The organism is Pseudomonas sp. SO81 (assembly GCF_030374125.1).
In the GTDB taxonomy this organism is placed as follows: Bacteria; Pseudomonadota; Gammaproteobacteria; order Pseudomonadales; family Pseudomonadaceae; genus Aquipseudomonas.
Window position 1 is genome coordinate 2,826,663 of the sequence record NZ_CP126126.1, and the last position, 15,985, is coordinate 2,842,647.

General features: G+C 67.9%; 18 protein-coding genes. 6 read left to right on the plus strand and 12 right to left on the minus strand.

Translation table 11 applies throughout. From position 1 onward, the window contains the following. Nucleotides 1-35: 35 nt before the first annotated feature. A complete protein-coding gene (locus OH686_RS13145; protein ID WP_289533113.1) occupies nucleotides 36-308 on the plus strand; it encodes a hypothetical protein in 273 nt (90 codons plus the stop codon). A gap of 58 nt (nucleotides 309-366) precedes the next feature. Here OH686_RS13145 and OH686_RS13150 read toward each other — a convergent pair whose 3' ends face one another. The 5 genes from OH686_RS13150 to OH686_RS13170 all read right to left on the minus strand — a co-directional run bounded on the left by OH686_RS13150 (nucleotide 367) and on the right by OH686_RS13170 (nucleotide 5,406). Beyond that, the gene (locus tag OH686_RS13150; RefSeq protein ID WP_137974565.1) at nucleotides 367-1,707 is read right to left on the minus strand and encodes a hemolysin family protein; all 1,341 of its coding nucleotides are present in this window, start codon (nucleotides 1,705-1,707) and stop codon (nucleotides 367-369) included. A gap of 72 nt (nucleotides 1,708-1,779) precedes the next feature. Then, nucleotides 1,780-3,084 (minus strand): phosphate regulon sensor histidine kinase PhoR, encoded by a 1,305-nt coding sequence (gene phoR / locus OH686_RS13155; protein WP_289533116.1) that lies wholly within the window; start codon nucleotides 3,082-3,084, stop codon nucleotides 1,780-1,782. A 36-nt stretch (nucleotides 3,085-3,120) separates the two neighbouring features. Further along, the gene (phoB, locus tag OH686_RS13160; RefSeq protein ID WP_137974567.1) at nucleotides 3,121-3,810 is read right to left on the minus strand and encodes a phosphate regulon transcriptional regulator PhoB; all 690 of its coding nucleotides are present in this window, start codon (nucleotides 3,808-3,810) and stop codon (nucleotides 3,121-3,123) included. An 86-nt stretch (nucleotides 3,811-3,896) separates the two neighbouring features. After that, nucleotides 3,897-4,790: a 4-hydroxybenzoate octaprenyltransferase gene (gene ubiA / locus OH686_RS13165; RefSeq protein WP_289533120.1), complete on the minus strand. Its 894-nt coding sequence runs from the start codon at nucleotides 4,788-4,790 to the stop codon at nucleotides 3,897-3,899. A 67-nt stretch (nucleotides 4,791-4,857) separates the two neighbouring features. After that, nucleotides 4,858-5,406, minus strand: coding sequence for a chorismate--pyruvate lyase family protein (locus OH686_RS13170; RefSeq protein ID WP_289533121.1), 549 nt, complete (start codon nucleotides 5,404-5,406; stop codon nucleotides 4,858-4,860). A gap of 230 nt (nucleotides 5,407-5,636) precedes the next feature. On the opposite strand from OH686_RS13170, the gene OH686_RS13175 reads away from it, so the two are divergent. The 4 genes from OH686_RS13175 (at nucleotide 5,637) to OH686_RS13190 (ending at nucleotide 7,694) form a co-directional block, all read left to right on the plus strand. Then, nucleotides 5,637-5,804: a rubredoxin gene (locus OH686_RS13175; RefSeq protein ID WP_068827612.1), complete on the plus strand. Its 168-nt coding sequence runs from the start codon at nucleotides 5,637-5,639 to the stop codon at nucleotides 5,802-5,804. A 282-nt stretch (nucleotides 5,805-6,086) separates the two neighbouring features. Beyond that, nucleotides 6,087-6,359, plus strand: a complete 273-nt coding sequence (locus OH686_RS13180; protein WP_137974570.1) for an HU family DNA-binding protein — start codon at nucleotides 6,087-6,089, stop codon at nucleotides 6,357-6,359. A 138-nt stretch (nucleotides 6,360-6,497) separates the two neighbouring features. Then, a complete protein-coding gene (locus tag OH686_RS13185; RefSeq protein WP_192399790.1) occupies nucleotides 6,498-6,896 on the plus strand; it encodes a helicase in 399 nt (132 codons plus the stop codon). 69 nt (nucleotides 6,897-6,965) lie between these two features. Continuing rightward, nucleotides 6,966-7,694 carry a hypothetical protein gene (locus tag OH686_RS13190; protein ID WP_289533124.1) on the plus strand — a complete coding sequence of 243 codons (729 nt, stop codon included), beginning with the start codon at nucleotides 6,966-6,968 and terminating at the stop codon, nucleotides 7,692-7,694. Nucleotides 7,695-7,754: 60 nt separating this feature from the next. Here the strand turns inward: OH686_RS13190 and OH686_RS13195 are convergent, their stop codons facing one another. The 6 genes from OH686_RS13195 to exbB form a co-directional block, all read right to left on the minus strand. Beyond that, the gene (locus tag OH686_RS13195; protein ID WP_289533125.1) at nucleotides 7,755-9,164 is read right to left on the minus strand and encodes an aminoacyl-tRNA deacylase and HDOD domain-containing protein; all 1,410 of its coding nucleotides are present in this window, start codon (nucleotides 9,162-9,164) and stop codon (nucleotides 7,755-7,757) included. A 103-nt stretch (nucleotides 9,165-9,267) separates the two neighbouring features. Beyond that, entirely contained in the window at nucleotides 9,268-11,343 is a 2,076-nt protein-coding gene (recG, locus tag OH686_RS13200; RefSeq protein ID WP_289533127.1) for an ATP-dependent DNA helicase RecG, read from the minus strand. After that, nucleotides 11,340-12,272: a hydrogen peroxide-inducible genes activator gene (locus OH686_RS13205; RefSeq protein ID WP_137974575.1), complete on the minus strand. Its 933-nt coding sequence runs from the start codon at nucleotides 12,270-12,272 to the stop codon at nucleotides 11,340-11,342. Before OH686_RS13205 ends, recG begins: the two co-directional genes overlap by 4 nt. A 93-nt stretch (nucleotides 12,273-12,365) precedes the next feature. Further along, on the minus strand, nucleotides 12,366-13,079 hold the full coding sequence (locus OH686_RS13210; protein WP_289533129.1) for a TonB family protein: 714 nt from the start codon (nucleotides 13,077-13,079) through the stop codon (nucleotides 12,366-12,368). After that, complete coding sequence (exbD, locus tag OH686_RS13215) at nucleotides 13,076-13,501, minus strand: TonB system transport protein ExbD (protein WP_192399795.1); 426 nt, start codon at nucleotides 13,499-13,501, stop codon at nucleotides 13,076-13,078. Before exbD ends, OH686_RS13210 begins: the two co-directional genes overlap by 4 nt. Nucleotides 13,502-13,504: 3 nt before the next feature. After that, the gene (exbB, locus tag OH686_RS13220) at nucleotides 13,505-14,602 is read right to left on the minus strand and encodes a tonB-system energizer ExbB (protein ID WP_289533131.1); all 1,098 of its coding nucleotides are present in this window, start codon (nucleotides 14,600-14,602) and stop codon (nucleotides 13,505-13,507) included. Nucleotides 14,603-14,775: 173 nt separating this feature from the next. On the opposite strand from exbB, the gene OH686_RS13225 reads away from it, so the two are divergent. After that, entirely contained in the window at nucleotides 14,776-15,645 is an 870-nt protein-coding gene (locus OH686_RS13225) for an SDR family oxidoreductase (RefSeq protein WP_289533133.1), read from the plus strand. Here the strand turns inward: OH686_RS13225 and OH686_RS13230 are convergent. Further along, the gene (locus OH686_RS13230) at nucleotides 15,621-15,980 is read right to left on the minus strand and encodes a hypothetical protein (RefSeq protein ID WP_289533135.1); all 360 of its coding nucleotides are present in this window, start codon (nucleotides 15,978-15,980) and stop codon (nucleotides 15,621-15,623) included. The two genes, OH686_RS13225 and OH686_RS13230, sit on opposite strands and share 25 nt — an antisense overlap. Between the last annotated feature and the right edge of the window lie 5 nt (nucleotides 15,981-15,985).

The following is a 15,985-nucleotide window of genomic DNA, read 5'->3' on the forward strand; positions in this document are numbered from 1 at the left end:
GTGGCCAGACACGCCGAATCCGCAAGGTGAAGATCATGAACAATCTGCACTGCACTTACCGCGACCACGCCATCAGCGCCGCCATCATCGAGCACCCGGGCATTCCCACGCCCTGGGCGGCGGGCTGCCAGATCACCCTTCCCGACGGCCATGTCAGCAAGCGCATCTCGCTGCCGCTGCGGTTCGCCTTTCTCGCCGACCTGGAGAGCGCCCAGCGTGCCTCGCTGGCCCACGGCAAGTGGCTGGTGGACCAGCACCTGGATCACGGCATGAGCCTGGCCGGCGTCAGCCGCACCAGGGCCGCCTAGGGCCGCACAGCAAAACGCCGCAGACAGGCTGCGGCGTTGCGCGGAGCGGCGGGGTGCGTCAGTCCAGCTTGAGCACCTTGGCCAGGACGATCTTCGGGCCCTTCATCTTTTTCACGATGATGTGCAGGCCCTCGGTCTCCAGCACCTCGTCCTCCTCCGGCACCCGGTTCAGGCTCTCGTAGACCAGGCCGGCCAGGGTCTCGGCCTCGATATGGTCGAGGTCCAGACCGAGCAGGCGCTCGATCTTGAACAGGGGGGTATCGCCACGCACCAGCAGCTTGCCCGGCTGGTAGGCGAGGATGCCGCGCTCGGCCTTGTGGTGTTCGTCCTGGATATCGCCGACCAGCACTTCCAGCACGTCTTCCATGGTCAGGAAGCCGACCACCTTGCCGTCGGCCTCCTCGACCAGGGCGAAGTGCGCGCCGCCCTGGCGGAATTGCTCCAGCAGCGAGGACAGCGGCATGTGCTTGCTGACCCGCTCGATGGGGCGCATCAGCTCGGCCACGTTGAACTTGGACGGCAGCATCTCCAGCAGGCTCAGCTGCAGCAGCAGGTCCTTGATGTGCAGCACGCCGACGAAGCCGCCGGTGGCTTCTTCGTACACCGGGTAGCGGCTGAACTTGTGCCGGCGGAACACGTTGAACAGCTCGTCCAGCTTGGCATCGGCGTCGATGTACACCAGGTCCTCGCGGGAGTTGGCCCAGTCCACCACCTCCAGCTCGCCCATCTCCACGGCCGAGGCCAGCACGCGCATGTCCTGGTCGCTGGGGTCGCGGGCGCGGCTGGAGTGAAGGATCAGCTTCAGCTCGTCGCGGCTGTAGTGGTGCTCGTGGTGCGGCCCCGGCTCGCCTTGCCCGGCGATGCGCAGGATGGCGTTGGCGCTGGCGTTGAGCAGGTAGATGGCCGGGTACATCAGCCAGTAGAAGGCGTACAGCGGCGCGGCGGTCCACAGCGACAGCAGCTCGGGCTTGCGGATCGCCCAGGACTTGGGCGCCAGCTCGCCGACCACGATGTGCAGGTAGGAAATGATAAAGAAGGCGAAGAAGAAGGCGATGCCGTGGACCAGCTTCTCCGACTCGATGCCGATGGCGCCGAGCAGCGGGGTGAGCAGTTCGGCGAAGGCCGGCTCGCCGACCCAGCCCAGGCCGAGGGAGGCCAGGGTGATGCCCAGCTGGCAGGCGGAGAGGTAGGCATCCAGCTGGTTGTGCACGGTGCGCAGGATGTGCCCGCGCCAGCCGTGCTGCTCGGCGATGGCTTCGACCTTGGTCGCGCGCAGCTTGACCATGGCGAACTCGGCGGCGACGAAGAAACCGTTGAGCAGAACGAGGAACAGGGCGAACAGCACGAGGCCGAGGTCGGCGACCAGGGCGGAAGTGGAGAGACTAGAGGAAGGGTCCATGGATACTAGGGTTGGCGGAAGATCGCTACAGGTTGGCGGCTGAGGCCGGTGATTGCAAGCCGCCGGCCATTTCTAGCCGCGCCGGCTGACCTGCTGGGGCGGGAAGTGGCAGGTGAAGGTGCTGCCCTTGCCGACCAGGCTGGTGATGTCCAGGCGTGCCCGATGGCGCAGCAGCACATGCTTGACGATGGCCAGGCCGAGGCCGGTGCCGCCGGTGTTGGAGGCGCGGCTGGAGTCGACCCGGTAGAAGCGTTCGGTCAGGCGCGGAAGGTGCTTGGCCTCGATGCCGATGCCGCTGTCGGCCACGCTGAAGTGACCGCCCTGTTCGTCGCCCCACCAGCGGATGCGGATATCGCTCTCCTCGGGGCTGTACTTCACCGCATTGAACACCAGGTTGGAGAAGGCGCTGCGCAGCTCGGCCTCGCTGCCCTTGAGGCGAATCTGGCTGTCCGCCTCCAGGCTGATGCGGTGGTTGCGGGCGCCGGACAGGGCCTGGGCGTCGTTCTTGATCGAGAGCAGCAGCAGGTCGACCGCCACCGGCTGGTTGTCCGAGGGGTAGTCGGTGGCTTCCAGCTTGGCCAGCAACAGCAGGTCGTTGAGCAGGTTCTGCATGCGCGAGCCCTGCTGCTGCATCTGCTGCAGGGCGCGCAGCCAGCGCGGATTCACGTCCTCGACGTTGTCCAGCAGGGTCTCCAGGTAGCCGGTGATCACCGTCAGCGGCGTGCGCAGCTCGTGGGAGACGTTGGCGATGAAGTCCTTGCGCATCTGCTCCAGCTGATGGAGGCGGGTGACGTCACGCACCAGCATCAGGTGCTCGTGGTTGCCGTACTGGGTGATCTGCAGCTGCAGGCGCATGCGGTCGTTGATCGGCGAGGGCAGCTCCAGGGCCTCCTGGTAATTGCCGGCCTCGAAGTACTCCTTGAAGCGCGGGTGGCGTACCAGGTTGGCGATCGACTGGCCGCTGTCCTGAGGGGTCTTCAGGCCCAGCAGCTGTTCGGCGGCGCGGTTCCACCACTCCAGGTTGCCTTCGGCGTCCAGCATGATCACCGCATCGCGCAGGGCGGCGGTGGACTCCTGGACGCGGTCGATCACCGCCTGCAGACGGCCGCGCACGCGCTGGTCGCGGCGCTGCAGGTGGTAGATGTTGTCGAAGATCTCGCCCCACAGGCCGTAGCCTTCGGGCGGCGCCTCGTCCGGCTGGCGCTCGCGCAGCCACTTGTGCAGGCGCAGCAGCTGCTTGAGGTGCCACAGCAGGTAGCCGCCGAGGCCGATGGCCAGGGCCCAGGCGTACTCGCCGGTGATCAGGCCGACCAGGCCGCAACCGACCAACAACAACAGCAGGCGGCGCGCCAGGGCGCCGCGCCAGTCTTGGTTCACCTAGTGCTTCCTTTCTCTGGACGCGAGGAGCGTGAGTCAGCTCTTGGTGGAAAAACGATACCCGGTGCCGCGCACCGTTTGCACCAGATTCTCGTAGACCTCGCCGAGCGCCTTGCGCAGGCGGCGGATATGCACGTCGACGGTACGCTCCTCCACATACACGTTGCCGCCCCACACCTGGTCGAGCAGCTGGCCGCGGGTATACGCCCTTTCTTGGTGGGTCATAAAGAATTGCAGCAGGCGGTATTCGGTGGGGCCCATCTCGGCCGGCTTGCCGTCGATGGTGACGCGGTGGCTGATCGGGTCGAGCAGCAGGCCGCCGACTTCGATCGGCGCCTCGCCGTCGCTCGGCGCGGTGCGGCGCAGCACGGCCTTGAGCCGGGCCACCAGTTCGCGCGGCGAGAAGGGCTTGGTGATGTAGTCGTCGGCGCCGACTTCCAGGCCCTGGATCTTGTTGTCCTCTTCGCCCTTGGCGGTGAGCATGATGATCGGGATGTCGTCGGTCAGCTCGTCGCGCTTGAGGCGGCGGGCCAGCTCGATGCCGCTGGTGCCGGGGAGCATCCAGTCGAGCAGGATCAGGTCCGGTTTGCGGTCGACGATCAGGGCGTGGGCCTGCTGGGTGTTTTCCGCTTCCAGGCAGTCGTAGCCGGCCATCTCCAGGGCCACCGCGATCATCTCGCGGATGGGAGCTTCGTCGTCAACGATCAGGATGTTCTTGCCAACCATGGGTCGAGCCTCGGGTCGTCTGTCTTGCGCCGCATTAGATAACGGAATTATTGCAGCGATGTGACAGCCATGCGGCAGGCCCCGATCTAGCGCAGCGCGTAGTCGATGACGATGCCCAGCAGAATCGCCAGGCCGGCCCAGTGATTGTGCAGGAAGGCGGCGAAGCATTTCTGCGGATCGCGGTCGCGGGTGCTCCAGAATTCCCAGGCGAAGCAGGCCGCGGCACCGAACAGGCCGAACAGGAACCAGATGCCCAGGCTGAAGCGCGCGCCGGCCAAGGCCAGGCACAGCAGGGCCAGGCCCTGCAGGGTGAGGATGATGATGCGGTCGGCATCGCCGAATAGGATGGCGGTGGATTTCACCCCGATCTTCAGGTCGTCCTCGCGGTCGGTCATCGCGTAGTAGGTGTCGTAGGCCACCGTCCACAGCAGGTTGGCGATGTACAGCAGCCAGGCCTCGGCCGGCGGCAGCTCGCCCGTGACCGCGCTGAAGGCCATCGGCATGCCCCAGGAGAAGGCTGCGCCCAGCACCACCTGCGGGTAGTAGGTGTAGCGCTTCATGAAGGGGTAGCAAGCCGCGAGGGCCAGGCCGCCGAACGACAGCAGGATGGTGGTCAGGTTGGTGAACAGCACCAGGATGAAGCTCAGGCCCAGCAGCACGGCGAACAGGATCAGCGCCTCGCGCGGGCTGACCCGGCCATCGGCCATTGGCCGCGCCCGGGTGCGCGCCACATGGCCGTCGAAGTGGCGGTCGGCGTAGTCGTTGATCACGCAGCCGGCGGCGCGCATGAACAGGGTGCCGAACACGAAGATCAGCAGCAGGCCGAAGTCCGGCACGCCCTTGCTCGCCACCCACAGGGCCCACAGGGTCGGCCACAGCAGCAGGTAGATGCCGATCGGCTTCTCCAGGCGCATCAGCTGGACGAAGTCCCAGGTGCGCGGGTGCAGGCGGTTCAGGGCGAGCAGGAAGGATTGGTACATCGGCGGGTCTCCGGGCCAGGTGCGCCGATTATACGAGCAGCGACCGGGCCGGGAGCGAGGGCGGCGTCTAGTTCTGCGCGGCGTGGTCCCAGAATGCCGGCAGGAACACCTCGGCCACCAGCACGCCAAGGCCGTCGCGGCGGAAGCAGGAGCGGCGTCCCCAGAGATGCTCGGCGCGTGCCTCGGTGGGCAGCCAGGCCGCTGGGTAGCGACAGACCTGCAGCTCGCCACGCACGAAGGCGCGGTCGCTGAACAGCAGCTCGCCCAGCGAACGGCTGCCCAGCTTGCCCAGCTCTAAGCCGGAGCCCTCCAGGGCGGTGCGTGGCGCCACGCTGCGGGCGAATACCCAGGGCTGGCCGGCGCCGAGCAGGAACACCTCGCGCACCCAGCCCATGCTGCCGGCCGGCACCTGCAGGGCGCTGCACTCGTCGGCGCGCAATACCTGCCAGCCCTGCTGCAAGGGCTGCACGGCGAAGCGCTCGGCACTCAGGGCGGTGAGGCGACGGGTCAGCGAGCCCTGGCCGAACAGCCAGTCGCGCAGCAGCGGTGCGGGGGCAGGATGCAACTGGCCGGCGTTGAGCCAGCGGGGCGGGTGGGCGAGGGCGGAGGAGGGCACGACAACGGCTTCGGCTACCGGGGACGGCGGCGAGCTTAGCACGACGAAGGGCCGCCCCGGACACTTGCGCTACGGCGTCCATATCAGTACAAAGCCTGCTGATTTTTGATGGCCCGCCATCCCTGGCGGCCACCCTGATAGGGCCGTCGCCCGGCGACGTTAAAAATCGCTCCCGGCGATTTTTTAACCAGGGCAACGTCCGCCAGAGACGACCCTCGATGAGGTAGAGCATGAAGAAGTGGCAATGTGTGGTCTGTGGCCTGATCTATGACGAGAGCCAGGGTTGGCCCGACGACGGCATCGCCGCCGGTACCCGCTGGGAAGACGTGCCGGCCGACTGGCTGTGCCCGGACTGCGGCGTCGGCAAGGCCGATTTCGAGATGATCGAGATCGGCTGATCCCGCTCGTGCAACACCCTCGACGGCGGCCTGCGGGCCGCCGTCGGCGTTTCTGCCCCAGGAATTCGGAGCATCGATCAGCTTCTGGCGGAAATGGCGGATGTTCTGTCTGCTTCACCATATTCGCCGTCGGGCAAACTGCCCGGCAGCACTGGCGCAGTCCCGGATGGCGTGCCATTCTCCCCCAGTCTGCCGCAGCGCAGAGCCGTTGCGGCGCCTTTGGCGCTGTTCTGGAAAGACAGCTCGGACACACAACAACAACAAACAGTCAAAGAGGCATCTATGCGCAAACCTGAACTCGCCGCGGCCATCGCCGAGAAGGCTGATCTGACCAAAGACCAGGCCAACCGCGTACTCAACGCCGTGCTCGAAGAAATCACCGGCGCGCTGAACCGCAAGGACAGCGTCACCCTGGTCGGTTTCGGCACCTTCCTCCAGCGCCACCGCGGTGCCCGTACCGGCAAGAACCCGCAGACCGGCGCCCCGGTCAAGATCAAAGCCAGCAACACCGTGGCCTTCAAGCCGGGCAAGTCCCTGCGCGACGCCGTCAACTGAGCAAGTCCCGGCCCGGAGCTCCAGGGCTCCGGGCCACCCCCCCTCTCCAGCGCCGAAACGCCCGCCAGACGGGATGTAGTGTTCTGCGCCATCCGCTACAATGCGCCGCCGATTTCATCACCCTCGAGGCTGCGCGCCATGAAATTCCGCTTTCTCCTCTGGATGCTGGGCCGCCTGATGGTCAAGGCCAGCCGCACCAATCCCGAGTTCCAGCAGCAGTTGGAAGGCAAGGAGCTGGTATTCCAGCTGCACACCCTCGACGGCAAGGTCGCCCGTCATTACCGCATCAAGGACAAGCGCGTCACCAGCCATGCCGGCACGGCCCGCGAGCCGGCCTTCGCCATCGGCTTCAAGGACGCGGTCTACGGCTTCGCCACCATGAACGCCAAGAACAAGCAGCTGGCCTTCATGCAGGGCATCCAGAACAAGGACATCCAGATCCAGGGCAACCCGGCGCTGGTGATCTGGTTCCAGGGCCTGCTCAAGCACGTGGTGCCGAAGAAGAAAAAGAAGACCGAGGTCAAGAAAGCGGCCTGAGCCGCTTTCCCTTGCTGGCCCGGGCCGCGCCACTTGGCTAGGCTGGGCGTTTTCCACGGAAGTCCCGTTATGCGTCCGCTGTTCATCCTCGCCCTGCTCCTGTCCCTGGTCGCGCCGGCCCATGCGGCGACCGACGCCACCCTCAAGCGCGTGCTGGAGCTGGCCGGCGTACAGCTGCTGTGCGAGCAGACCGCGCCGCTGCTGCAGCGCGGCATGAGCGCCGAGCAGCAGAAGTCCCTGGGCAAGGCATTCGCCGCCGCCCCGTTGTGCGACGACCTGGCCAAGCGCGTGGCGCTCAAGGTCAAGCGCGAGCAGTTGGAGGCCGCGCTCAAGCTGCTCGACAGCCCGCTGGCCCAGCACTTCACCGCCGCCGAACGGGCGGTGGGCGAGGATGGCGGCCTAGCCACCTACCGCCAGCAGCTGCAGGAGCGCCCGCCGCTGGGCAAGCGCCTGGACCTGGTGCGCCGCCTGGACAAGGCCGCCCACACCACCGAGCTGGCTACCCTGCTGCGCTACGAGGTGGGCAAGACCCAGGCGCTGCTGAGCCTGCGCGCCCGCGGTGGTGATCTGGACGAGAAGGCTCTGGCCGAGCAGACCGCCGCCCAGTTGGCGCCGCTGCGTGCGTCCAGCGCCAGCGGCGTGGAAGCCTTCATGCTCTATGCCTACCGCCAGACCCCCAGCGACAAGCTCGGGGAATACGCCGCGCTGTACGAGCAGGCGCCACTGCGCGCGGTGCTGGAGGCCAGCGCCAAGGCCCTGCCGGAAGTATTCGCCGCCCGGCGCGCGAAGCTGAAGTAACCAGAGAATCGACCTGATGAAAAAGGGGCCCGCAGGCCCCTTTTTTCATTCCAGACGCACTCAGTGCGGATGGTTGAACTGCGAGGCCAGTTCGCGCAGCGCCACTTCCGCCTGCAGCACCTTGTTCAGCGCATCGTCGGCCTTCTCGCGGGTCAGGCCCAGGCGCTCGAACAGCTCGTCCGGCAGCTCATGCTGCGGGCCACTGCCGATGCCGCGGCTGCGCAGCAGGTTGACGGCCAGGCACACCAGGTTCGGGTAGGCGGCGTGGGCGCCATCGTAAGCGGGGTCGTGCTGGAAGCGCAGGGCGGTAGCCAGTTCTTCCGGCATGTCCCAGAAGCGCATCAGCCAGGCGCCGATCTGCTCGCGGGTGATGCCCAGCAGGTGCTGCTCGATATAGCCGGCGGACAGGTGCGGGTTGACCTCCAGGTGCCGGCAGATCAGCGAGAAGTGCGGCGGGAAGACGTGGGCCAGGACCAGGTAGCCGAAGTTGTGCAGCAGCCCGGCGAGGTAGGTCAGTCCGGCTTCCGGGCGCTGGGCGCGCGGCATGGCGCGGGTCAGGCCCTCGATGATGGCGGCGGTGTAGATCGCCTGCTGCCAGTAGGGCGTGGCCTGCTGCGGCTGGTCCTTGGGCAGGCTGAGGGTCTTGCCCAGGGCCAGGCCGAGGGCCAGGTTGATCACCAGGTCGAAGCCCAGCACGCGGACGATGGCATCTTCCACCGAGCGGATCTTGCCGGGGGCGGCGTAGTAGGGCGAGGCCGCCCAGCTGACCACTTGGGCGGCCAGGGCCGGGTCGGTCTCGACCACGCCGGTGATGTCGTCCACGGTCGCGTCCGGGTCGACGCGCAGCTTGATGATCTTCTGTGCGGTCTCCGGCAGCGGCGGAATCTCGATGGTCTCTTCGAGGCGCTGCTGGATGCGCCGTGCGGTGAACGCCTGCACGGCCTGGGTGATTTCGGCGCGGTCGTCGTCCGGGCGGTTCAGGTTCGGGCGGATGCCCTGCAGCGGCTCGCCGAAGCGGGCGGCGCTGGCCTTGGCCAGGAGGATGGCCTTGTAGTGTTCGCTGTCGATCTCCAGCAGCACGCCGGCCTGGCCGGACTCCACCAGCACGCTGGACTCCTGCAGCAGGCGCTCGTCGTACAGGCAGGGCGAACTGGTCAGCGGCGGCAGGCCGGGCAGCAGGCCGAGGTTGTGCTTGGCCAGCATGCGCTCCATGCGCTCGGGTTTGACCGCGGTGAGCTTGCGCCCGGTCAGCTCGGCCAGGCGATTGAGGTCGAGCAGCTGGCTCTGCGGGAACAGCACCAGCAGGGCACCGACCGCGTCTTCCAGCAGCGCGGCCTGCACGCGGCGAGCGGCGGGATGTGCGGGGTGGTCGGGACGGATGTGGCAGGGGACGCCGAGTTTCTCGAGGAGTTGCAGGATGACCGCCGGCGGGCGCGGGGCGGAATCGGGGGCGAGGGCGACTTCGGTCATGGGCGACATCCGGCTGAGGAACTACTGACGAGGAGTATAACCAGCGCCCCGCGGGATAGGCTCGGCCGCCGGACGGGCGACCAACGGCATTACGTGCGGCAGATCACACTTGGCCGTACTGCTGGCCGTGGCGCAACCAGCGTTCGAGCAACGGGCTGACATGCTGCGGCCAGCGCGCCAGTAGCTCTTGCGCTGCCTCGCGCACGGCCGGTAGCAGGTCGGCGTCGCGCATCAGGTCGGCGACCTTGAACTGCAGCAGACCGGTCTGGCGGGTGCCGAGCATCTCGCCAGGGCCGCGCAGCTCCAGGTCCTTCTCCGCGATAACGAAGCCGTCGCAGGTCTCGCGCATGATGCCCAGGCGCTCGCGGCCGAGGTGCGACAGCGGCGCATGGTAGAGCAGCACGCAGTGGCTGGCGGCGCTGCCGCGGCCGACCCGCCCGCGCAGCTGGTGCAGCTGGGCCAGGCCCAGGCGCTCGGGGTTCTCGATGATCATCAGGCTGGCGTTGGGCACGTCGACGCCCACCTCGATCACGGTGGTGGCGACCAGCAGCTGCAGCTCGCCGCGCTTGAACTGGTCCATTACCGCAGCCTTCTCGGCCGGCTTCATGCGCCCGTGAATCAGGCCGACGCGCAGCTCGCCCAGCGCGCTGGAGAGCTCCTCGAAACTGGTCTCGGCGGCCTGGCAGGTGAGTTCCTCGGACTCCTCGATCAGCGTGCACACCCAGTAGGCCTGGCGGCCTTCGCGGCAGGCCAGGCGCACGCGCTCGACCACCTCGAGGCGGCGGCTGTCGGCGATCACCAGGGTATTCACCGGCGTGCGCCCGGGCGGCAGCTCGTCGAGGATCGAGGTGTCCAGATCGGCATAGGCGCTCATCGCCAGGGTTCGCGGAATCGGCGTGGCGGTCATGATCAGCTGGTGCGGGCACAGGCGCCCGTCGATGCCTTTCTGCCGCAGGGCCAGGCGTTGCTGCACGCCGAAACGGTGCTGCTCGTCGATGATCACCAGCGCGAGCTTGGCAAAGCGCACCTCGTCCTGGAACAGCGCGTGGGTGCCGACCACCATCGGCGCACCGCCGGCGATTTGCTCCAGCGCCGTGACGCGAGCCTTGCCCTTGAGCTTGCCGGCCAGCCAGGCGACCTCGATGCCCAGCGGCGCTAGCCAGCGGCTGAAATTGAGGAAGTGCTGCTCGGCGAGGATCTCGGTGGGCGCCATCAGCGCCACCTGGTAGCCGGCCTCCAGCGCCTGCAGGGCGGCCAGTGCGGCGACCACCGTCTTGCCGGCGCCGACGTCGCCCTGCACCAGACGCAGCATGGGTTCGGGCTGGCTCAGGTCGTAGGCGATCTCGGCGCCGACCCGCTGCTGGGCGCCTGTGGGGGCGAAGCCGAGGTTGGCGAGGAAGCGCTGCGGCAGCCGCTTGGCCGGCGGCAGCACCGGTGCCGCCTGGGCGCGCACCTGCTCGCGCAGGCGCTGCAGCGACAGCTGGTGGGTCAGCAACTCCTCGAACGCCAGGCGATGCTGGGCCCAGTGGCGACCCTCGGCCAGCTCTTCCTGGTCGGCGTCCGGCGGCGGTCGATGCAGGTAGCGGATGGCTTCGGCCAGCGGGCCCAACTGATAGTCGCGGCCCAGCTCGGCGGGCAGCCAGTCGGGCAGGCTGTGCGGGCCGAGGCGGGCCAGGGCCTGCTGGCTGAGCTGGCGCAGGCGCTGCTGGGTCAGGCCCTCAGTGGTCGGGTAGATCGGCGTCAGGGTCTGCTCCACCGGCGCCGGCTCGTCGCCGCTCTGCGCGCGGTATTCCGGGTGGTAGATCTCCAGGCCGGTGGCGCCGGGGCGCACCTCGCCGTAGCAGCGCAGGGCTGTGCCACGCTTGAGACCGTCCTTCTGCGCCTGGCTGAAGTGGAAGAAGCGCAGGGACAGGGTGCCGGTGCCGTCCTGCAGGCGCACCAGCAGGCTGCGGCGGCGGCCCATGGCCACGTCGGCGCCGGCCACTATGCCCTCGACCACGGCGTCCTGGCCCGGGCGCAGGGCGCCGATGGGCGTGATGCGGGTGCGGTCCTGGTAGCGCAGCGGCAGGTGGAACAGCACGTCCTGCAGATTCTCCAGGCCGACCTTGCCCAGCTTCTCGGCCAGCGCGTCACCGACGCCCTTCAGCGCGGTGACCGGGACCTGCGCCAGCTCGGTCATGCCGGGATGGCTTCACCCTGGGGGCGCGCCACCGAGCACAGGCGGATCGAGTCGGCCAGCACTTCGATGGCCTTGGGCCGCGGGAAGCTGGCGCGCCAGGCGATTGCCACGGTGCGGTAGGGCGCCGGCGCACTCAGCGGGCGCACCTCGATCACGCCGGGGGCGTAGTGGTGGCTGTCGACCGCTGAGAACGGTAGGATCGAGATGCCCAGGCCGGAGGCGACCATGTGGCGGATGGTTTCCAGCGAGCTGGATTCCACCGTGGTGTGCTTGGCCGAGTCCTCGCCGCCCTTACGCAGCGACGGGCAGGCCTCCAGCACCTGGTCGCGGAAGCAGTGGCCCTCGCCGAGCAGCAGCAGGCTCTTGTCGTTGAGCAGCTCCTTGTCGATGGTCTCGCGCTCGGCCCAGGGGTGGCCGGCCGGCAGCAGGGCGAAGAACGGCTCGTCGTACAACGGCTTGGTCAGCACGTCGGCTTCCTGGAACGGCAGGGCGATGATGATCGCGTCCAGCTCGCCGGTGCGCAGCTTGTCGCGCAGGATGTGGGTGAAGTTCTCTTCGATGTACAGCGGCATCTGCGGGGCGACCCGGTGCAGCTGCGGAATCAGGTGCGGGAACAGGTAGGGGCCGACCGTGTAGATGGCGCCGATCTTCAGCGGCGCGGTCAGCTGGTTCTTGCCGGCCTGGGCCAGCTCGCGGATGCCCTGGGCCTGCTCCAGCACCTTCTGCGCCTGGGTGACGATGCCCTCGCCGACGGGTGTCAGGCGCACCGCGCTCTTGCTGCGCTCGAAGATCAGCACGCCGAGCTCGTCTTCGAGCTTCTTCACCCCCACCGAGAGCGTCGGCTGGCTGACATGGCAGCGCTCGGCCGCGCGGCCGAAGTGCTGTTCCTGGGCAAGGGTCACTATGTAGCGCAGTTCGGTGAGGGTCATAGGTAAATTCCATTGAGATGCCGCCAAGCATAGCGACTGTATTCAATGGAACCAACCGGGCCGCCCATAAAGATGCGGCCCGGTTCATGCCGCTCAGCGGGTAAGGGTGAAGTTCAGCGGATAGTCGATGGACATGCTGCCGCCGCTCAGCACCTTGGTCGGCGGCGCCGGCACCGGGCTGGCCTTGCGCAGCTGGCGCTGCACGTCGCGGTCGAAGGAGTTGCGGGCGGTGGACTGCTTCACCTCGGCGGCGAGGATGCGCCCGCGGGTGTCGATGGTGAAATTGAGCAGCAGGGCATGCTTGCTGCCGGGCTTGTTGAAGCGCCGCTCGCGATCCGGATAGCGCAGGTGCTTGCTCAGGTAGGCCTGCACCTTTGCCATCCAGATGGCGCGCTCGCGGTCGATCTCGCCGGTGCTGACCTGCTGCTGCACCGGGGCCTTGATCGGCGCCGCGGTCTTCTCCTGGCTCGCCACCTTGGGCGCGTCGGGTTGCGGCTTGACCTCCGGCTTCGGCGGCTGCGGCCTGGGCTGGACCTTGGGTTTCGGCTTGGGCTTGACGATGGCGATCTTCGGCTCGGGCACCTCGACGATCTCGGGTTCCGGCTGTTCCTCGACCACCGGCTCCGGCGGCGTCGGCTGCGGCGGCGCGACCATCGGCTCCAGCTCGATCAGCATGGCCGCCGGTTGCAGCAGGATCGGCGTGACGGCCGGACGCCACAGCAGGGCGGCGTAATAGACGACCAGGTGCAGGCCGATCACGGCGATCAGGCTGATGACCCACAGCGGCAGGCGACGCGCTTGGCTCATTGCGCGCCGACCGTTTCCAGGCCCACCAGGCCGATCTTCAGGTAACCGGCACCGCGCAGGTTGTCCATCACGCCCATCAGGTCGGCATAGTCCACGCCCTTGTCGCCGCGGACGAAGATGGTCTTGTCCTTATTGGCGCCGGTCAGGCGGTCCAGGGAGGCACCGAGCTGGGCCGCGTCGACCTGCTGGTTGTCCAGGTACAGGCTGGTGTCTTCCTTGATGCTCAGGTAGATCGGCTTGTCCGGGCGCGGCACCGGCTTGGCGGTGGAGGCCGGCAGGTCGATCTTCACGTCCACGGTGGCCAGCGGCGCGGCGACCATGAAGATGATCAGCAGTACCAGCATCACGTCGATGAACGGGGTGACGTTGATCTCGTGGTTTTCCTGGAGGTCGTCACCGCCCTCGTGCAGATGCAGCCCCATGGTTCAGACCGCCTTGGCGATCGGCGCCTGAGCGCGCTCGCCGGCCGGCTGATCGAGGTCGCGGCTGACCAGCAGCAGGACCTGGGCCGAGGCATCGGCGACCTGGGCCTTGTAGCCGGCGATGGAGCGGGCGAAGACGTTGTAGATGACCACGGCCGGGATCGCGGCGACCAGGCCCAGGGCGGTGGCCAGCAGGGCCTCGGCGATGCCGGGGGCGACCACGGCGAGGTTGGTGGTCTGCGATTCGGCGATGCCGATGAAGCTGTTCATGATGCCCCACACGGTGCCGAACAGGCCGACGAAGGGTGCGGTGGAACCGATGGTGGCGAGCACGCCGGTGCCCTGGCTCATGTTGCGACCGCTGGCGGCGACCAGACGTTCGAGGCGGAAGCTGACGCGTTCCTTGATGCCTTCCTTCTCCTTGCAGCCGACAGACAGGCGCAGCTCTTCGCGGGCGTCCTCGATCAGCTGGGCGCTAAAGCTGTGCTTGACGCGGGCCTGCTCGGCGGCCTGGTTGAGGGTGCGCGCGCCCTTCAGGTCGGGCAGCTCGCGCTGCAGGCGACGGCGGGCGATGAGCAGCTCCAGGCCTTTGGCGATCCACACGGTCCAGGTCAGGATCGAGGCCAGCACCAGGCCGATCATCACGCTCTTCACCACGCGGTCGGCGTTCTGGTACATGCCCCACGGCGACAGGTCGTGCAGCAGCTCTTCCTCGCCTTCCAGCGCCGACTCGGCCTGCAGCGCCTGCAGGGCGGCGAGCAGTTGTTCGGCGTCGGTGCCGCTGATGTTGTTCTGCTGCAGGAATTCCTGCTGGGCGGCGGCGATCTGTTCGGCGCTGGCCTGTTCGCCCAGGGTCTCCAGCTTCTGCTGCAGGGCGGCGGCCTGCGGGTGCTGGATCGGCGGCGGCAGCTGTTCGGCGGTGGCATCGCTCAGCGCTGCGCTGGTCGGAGCGCTTGCCGGCGCGCGAGCGGCCGGTTGCTGCGCGACCGGAGCCACTTCCTCGGCCACAGCGCCGAACGGCAGGAGCAGGCCGAGCAGCAGGGCTGCCATGGGCAGGCGGGAAGTGCGGGTTGGCTGAGCGCGGAGGGCGGTAGAATTCATGCTGGCCGGACCTGAAGTGAGGGAGCGTCGGACGGAGGAAACGGCACCTCCGTGCAAAAACGGCGTGTATTATTGCAAGTAATTCTTGTTTGTGAAAGATACAATGTAACTATTCGCCGTGCACTTCGGATTCAGTGCACTGAATCCGGCGTTTCCTTGAGGTACTCCTAGTGATGTCCAAGACCCTGATGATTGCTGGCTGCGGCGATGTTGGCAGTCGCCTGGCGCGGCGCCTGGCGGCGGCCGGCTGGAGTGTTTACGGCCTGCGGCGCGATGTCGCGCAGCTGCCCGCCGAGATCCGCCCGGTCGCCGGCGATCTGCAGCAACCGGCCTGTCCTGAGACCTGGCCCCAGGGCGAACTGGACTATCTGGTGTATTGCGCCGCGGCCAGCCAGCACGACGAGGCTGGCTACCGCGCCGCCTATGTCGATGGCCTACGCCACGTGCTGGCCTGGCTGGCCGAGCATGGTCAGCGTCCGCGGCGCCTGCTGTTCGTCTCCAGCAGTGGGGTCTATGTGCAGCAGGGCGGCGAATGGATCGACGAGGATTCACCGGCCGAGGCCGAGGGCTACTCCGGGCGGGTGATGCTGGAAGCCGAACGCCTGGCTCTGGCCAGCGGCCTGCCGGCGACCCTGGTGCGCCTGACCGGCATCTACGGCCCCGGTCGCCAGTGGCTGCTCAATCAGGTGCGCCAGGGCTACCGGGTGGCCAGCGAACCGCCGTTGTACGCCAACCGCATTCATGCCGAGGATGCCGCCGGCCTGCTGGCCTTCCTGCTGCAGGCGGATGCCGAAGGCGCGCAGCTGGCCGACTGCTACCTGGGCGTGGACGACGAACCGGCGCCGCTGCACGAGGTGGTGGGCTGGCTGCGCGAGCAGTTGGGCGTGACCCAGTGGGCCGAGGAGAACAGCGTGCGCCGCGCCGGCAGCAAGCGCTGCAGCAACGCCCGCGCCCGCGCGCTGGGCTGGGCGCCGCAGTACCCGAGCTACCGCGAGGGCTATGCGGCGGTGCTGGCCGATCAGTCGTCGCTGCGCCCGGTGTAGCGGCCGCTGTCGTCGTAGTGACTTCCGTCCGGGTCGTCGCGGCCCAGGTAGCGCCCCGAGTCGTCGTAATGGCGACCATCCTGATCCTGGCGACCGGTGTAGCGGCCACTGTCGTCATAGCTGCGGCCGTCGCCGTCGATGCGTCCCGTGTAGCGGCCGGAGGCATCGTACTGGCGGCCGTCCGCATCGGTACGGCCGGTGTAGCGCCCACTGTCATCGTAGCTGCGGCCATCGTCGTCGGTGCGCCCCAGATAGCGTCCGCTGCCGTCGTAATGGCGCTGTTCGGCCTGGGCGGCCAGACTCGCCAACAGGAGGCACAGCAGGAGCGCGCGCATCTCGC

What these genes read in the sequence shown, in the direction of transcription:
- OH686_RS13150 (WP_137974565.1), bottom strand. Translation starts at nt 1,707, where the DNA reads ATGGACCCTTCCTCTAGTCTCTCCACTTCCGCCCTGGTCGCCGACCTC.
- OH686_RS13175 (WP_068827612.1), top strand. Translation starts at nt 5,637, where the DNA reads ATGAAGAAGTGGCAATGTGTGGTCTGTGGCCTGATCTATGACGAGAGC.
- ubiA (WP_289533120.1), bottom strand. Translation starts at nt 4,790, where the DNA reads ATGTACCAATCCTTCCTGCTCGCCCTGAACCGCCTGCACCCGCGCACC.
- OH686_RS13190 (WP_289533124.1), top strand. Translation starts at nt 6,966, where the DNA reads ATGCGTCCGCTGTTCATCCTCGCCCTGCTCCTGTCCCTGGTCGCGCCG.
- exbB (WP_289533131.1), bottom strand. Translation starts at nt 14,602, where the DNA reads ATGAATTCTACCGCCCTCCGCGCTCAGCCAACCCGCACTTCCCGCCTG.
- OH686_RS13180 (WP_137974570.1), top strand. Translation starts at nt 6,087, where the DNA reads ATGCGCAAACCTGAACTCGCCGCGGCCATCGCCGAGAAGGCTGATCTG.
- exbD (WP_192399795.1), bottom strand. Translation starts at nt 13,501, where the DNA reads ATGGGGCTGCATCTGCACGAGGGCGGTGACGACCTCCAGGAAAACCAC.
- OH686_RS13205 (WP_137974575.1), bottom strand. Translation starts at nt 12,272, where the DNA reads ATGACCCTCACCGAACTGCGCTACATAGTGACCCTTGCCCAGGAACAG.
- OH686_RS13145 (WP_289533113.1), top strand. Translation starts at nt 36, where the DNA reads ATGAACAATCTGCACTGCACTTACCGCGACCACGCCATCAGCGCCGCC.
- OH686_RS13195 (WP_289533125.1), bottom strand. Translation starts at nt 9,164, where the DNA reads ATGACCGAAGTCGCCCTCGCCCCCGATTCCGCCCCGCGCCCGCCGGCG.
- OH686_RS13185 (WP_192399790.1), top strand. Translation starts at nt 6,498, where the DNA reads ATGAAATTCCGCTTTCTCCTCTGGATGCTGGGCCGCCTGATGGTCAAG.
- OH686_RS13230 (WP_289533135.1), bottom strand. Translation starts at nt 15,980, where the DNA reads ATGCGCGCGCTCCTGCTGTGCCTCCTGTTGGCGAGTCTGGCCGCCCAG.
- OH686_RS13210 (WP_289533129.1), bottom strand. Translation starts at nt 13,079, where the DNA reads ATGAGCCAAGCGCGTCGCCTGCCGCTGTGGGTCATCAGCCTGATCGCC.
- OH686_RS13225 (WP_289533133.1), top strand. Translation starts at nt 14,776, where the DNA reads ATGTCCAAGACCCTGATGATTGCTGGCTGCGGCGATGTTGGCAGTCGC.
- recG (WP_289533127.1), bottom strand. Translation starts at nt 11,343, where the DNA reads ATGACCGAGCTGGCGCAGGTCCCGGTCACCGCGCTGAAGGGCGTCGGT.
- phoB (WP_137974567.1), bottom strand. Translation starts at nt 3,810, where the DNA reads ATGGTTGGCAAGAACATCCTGATCGTTGACGACGAAGCTCCCATCCGC.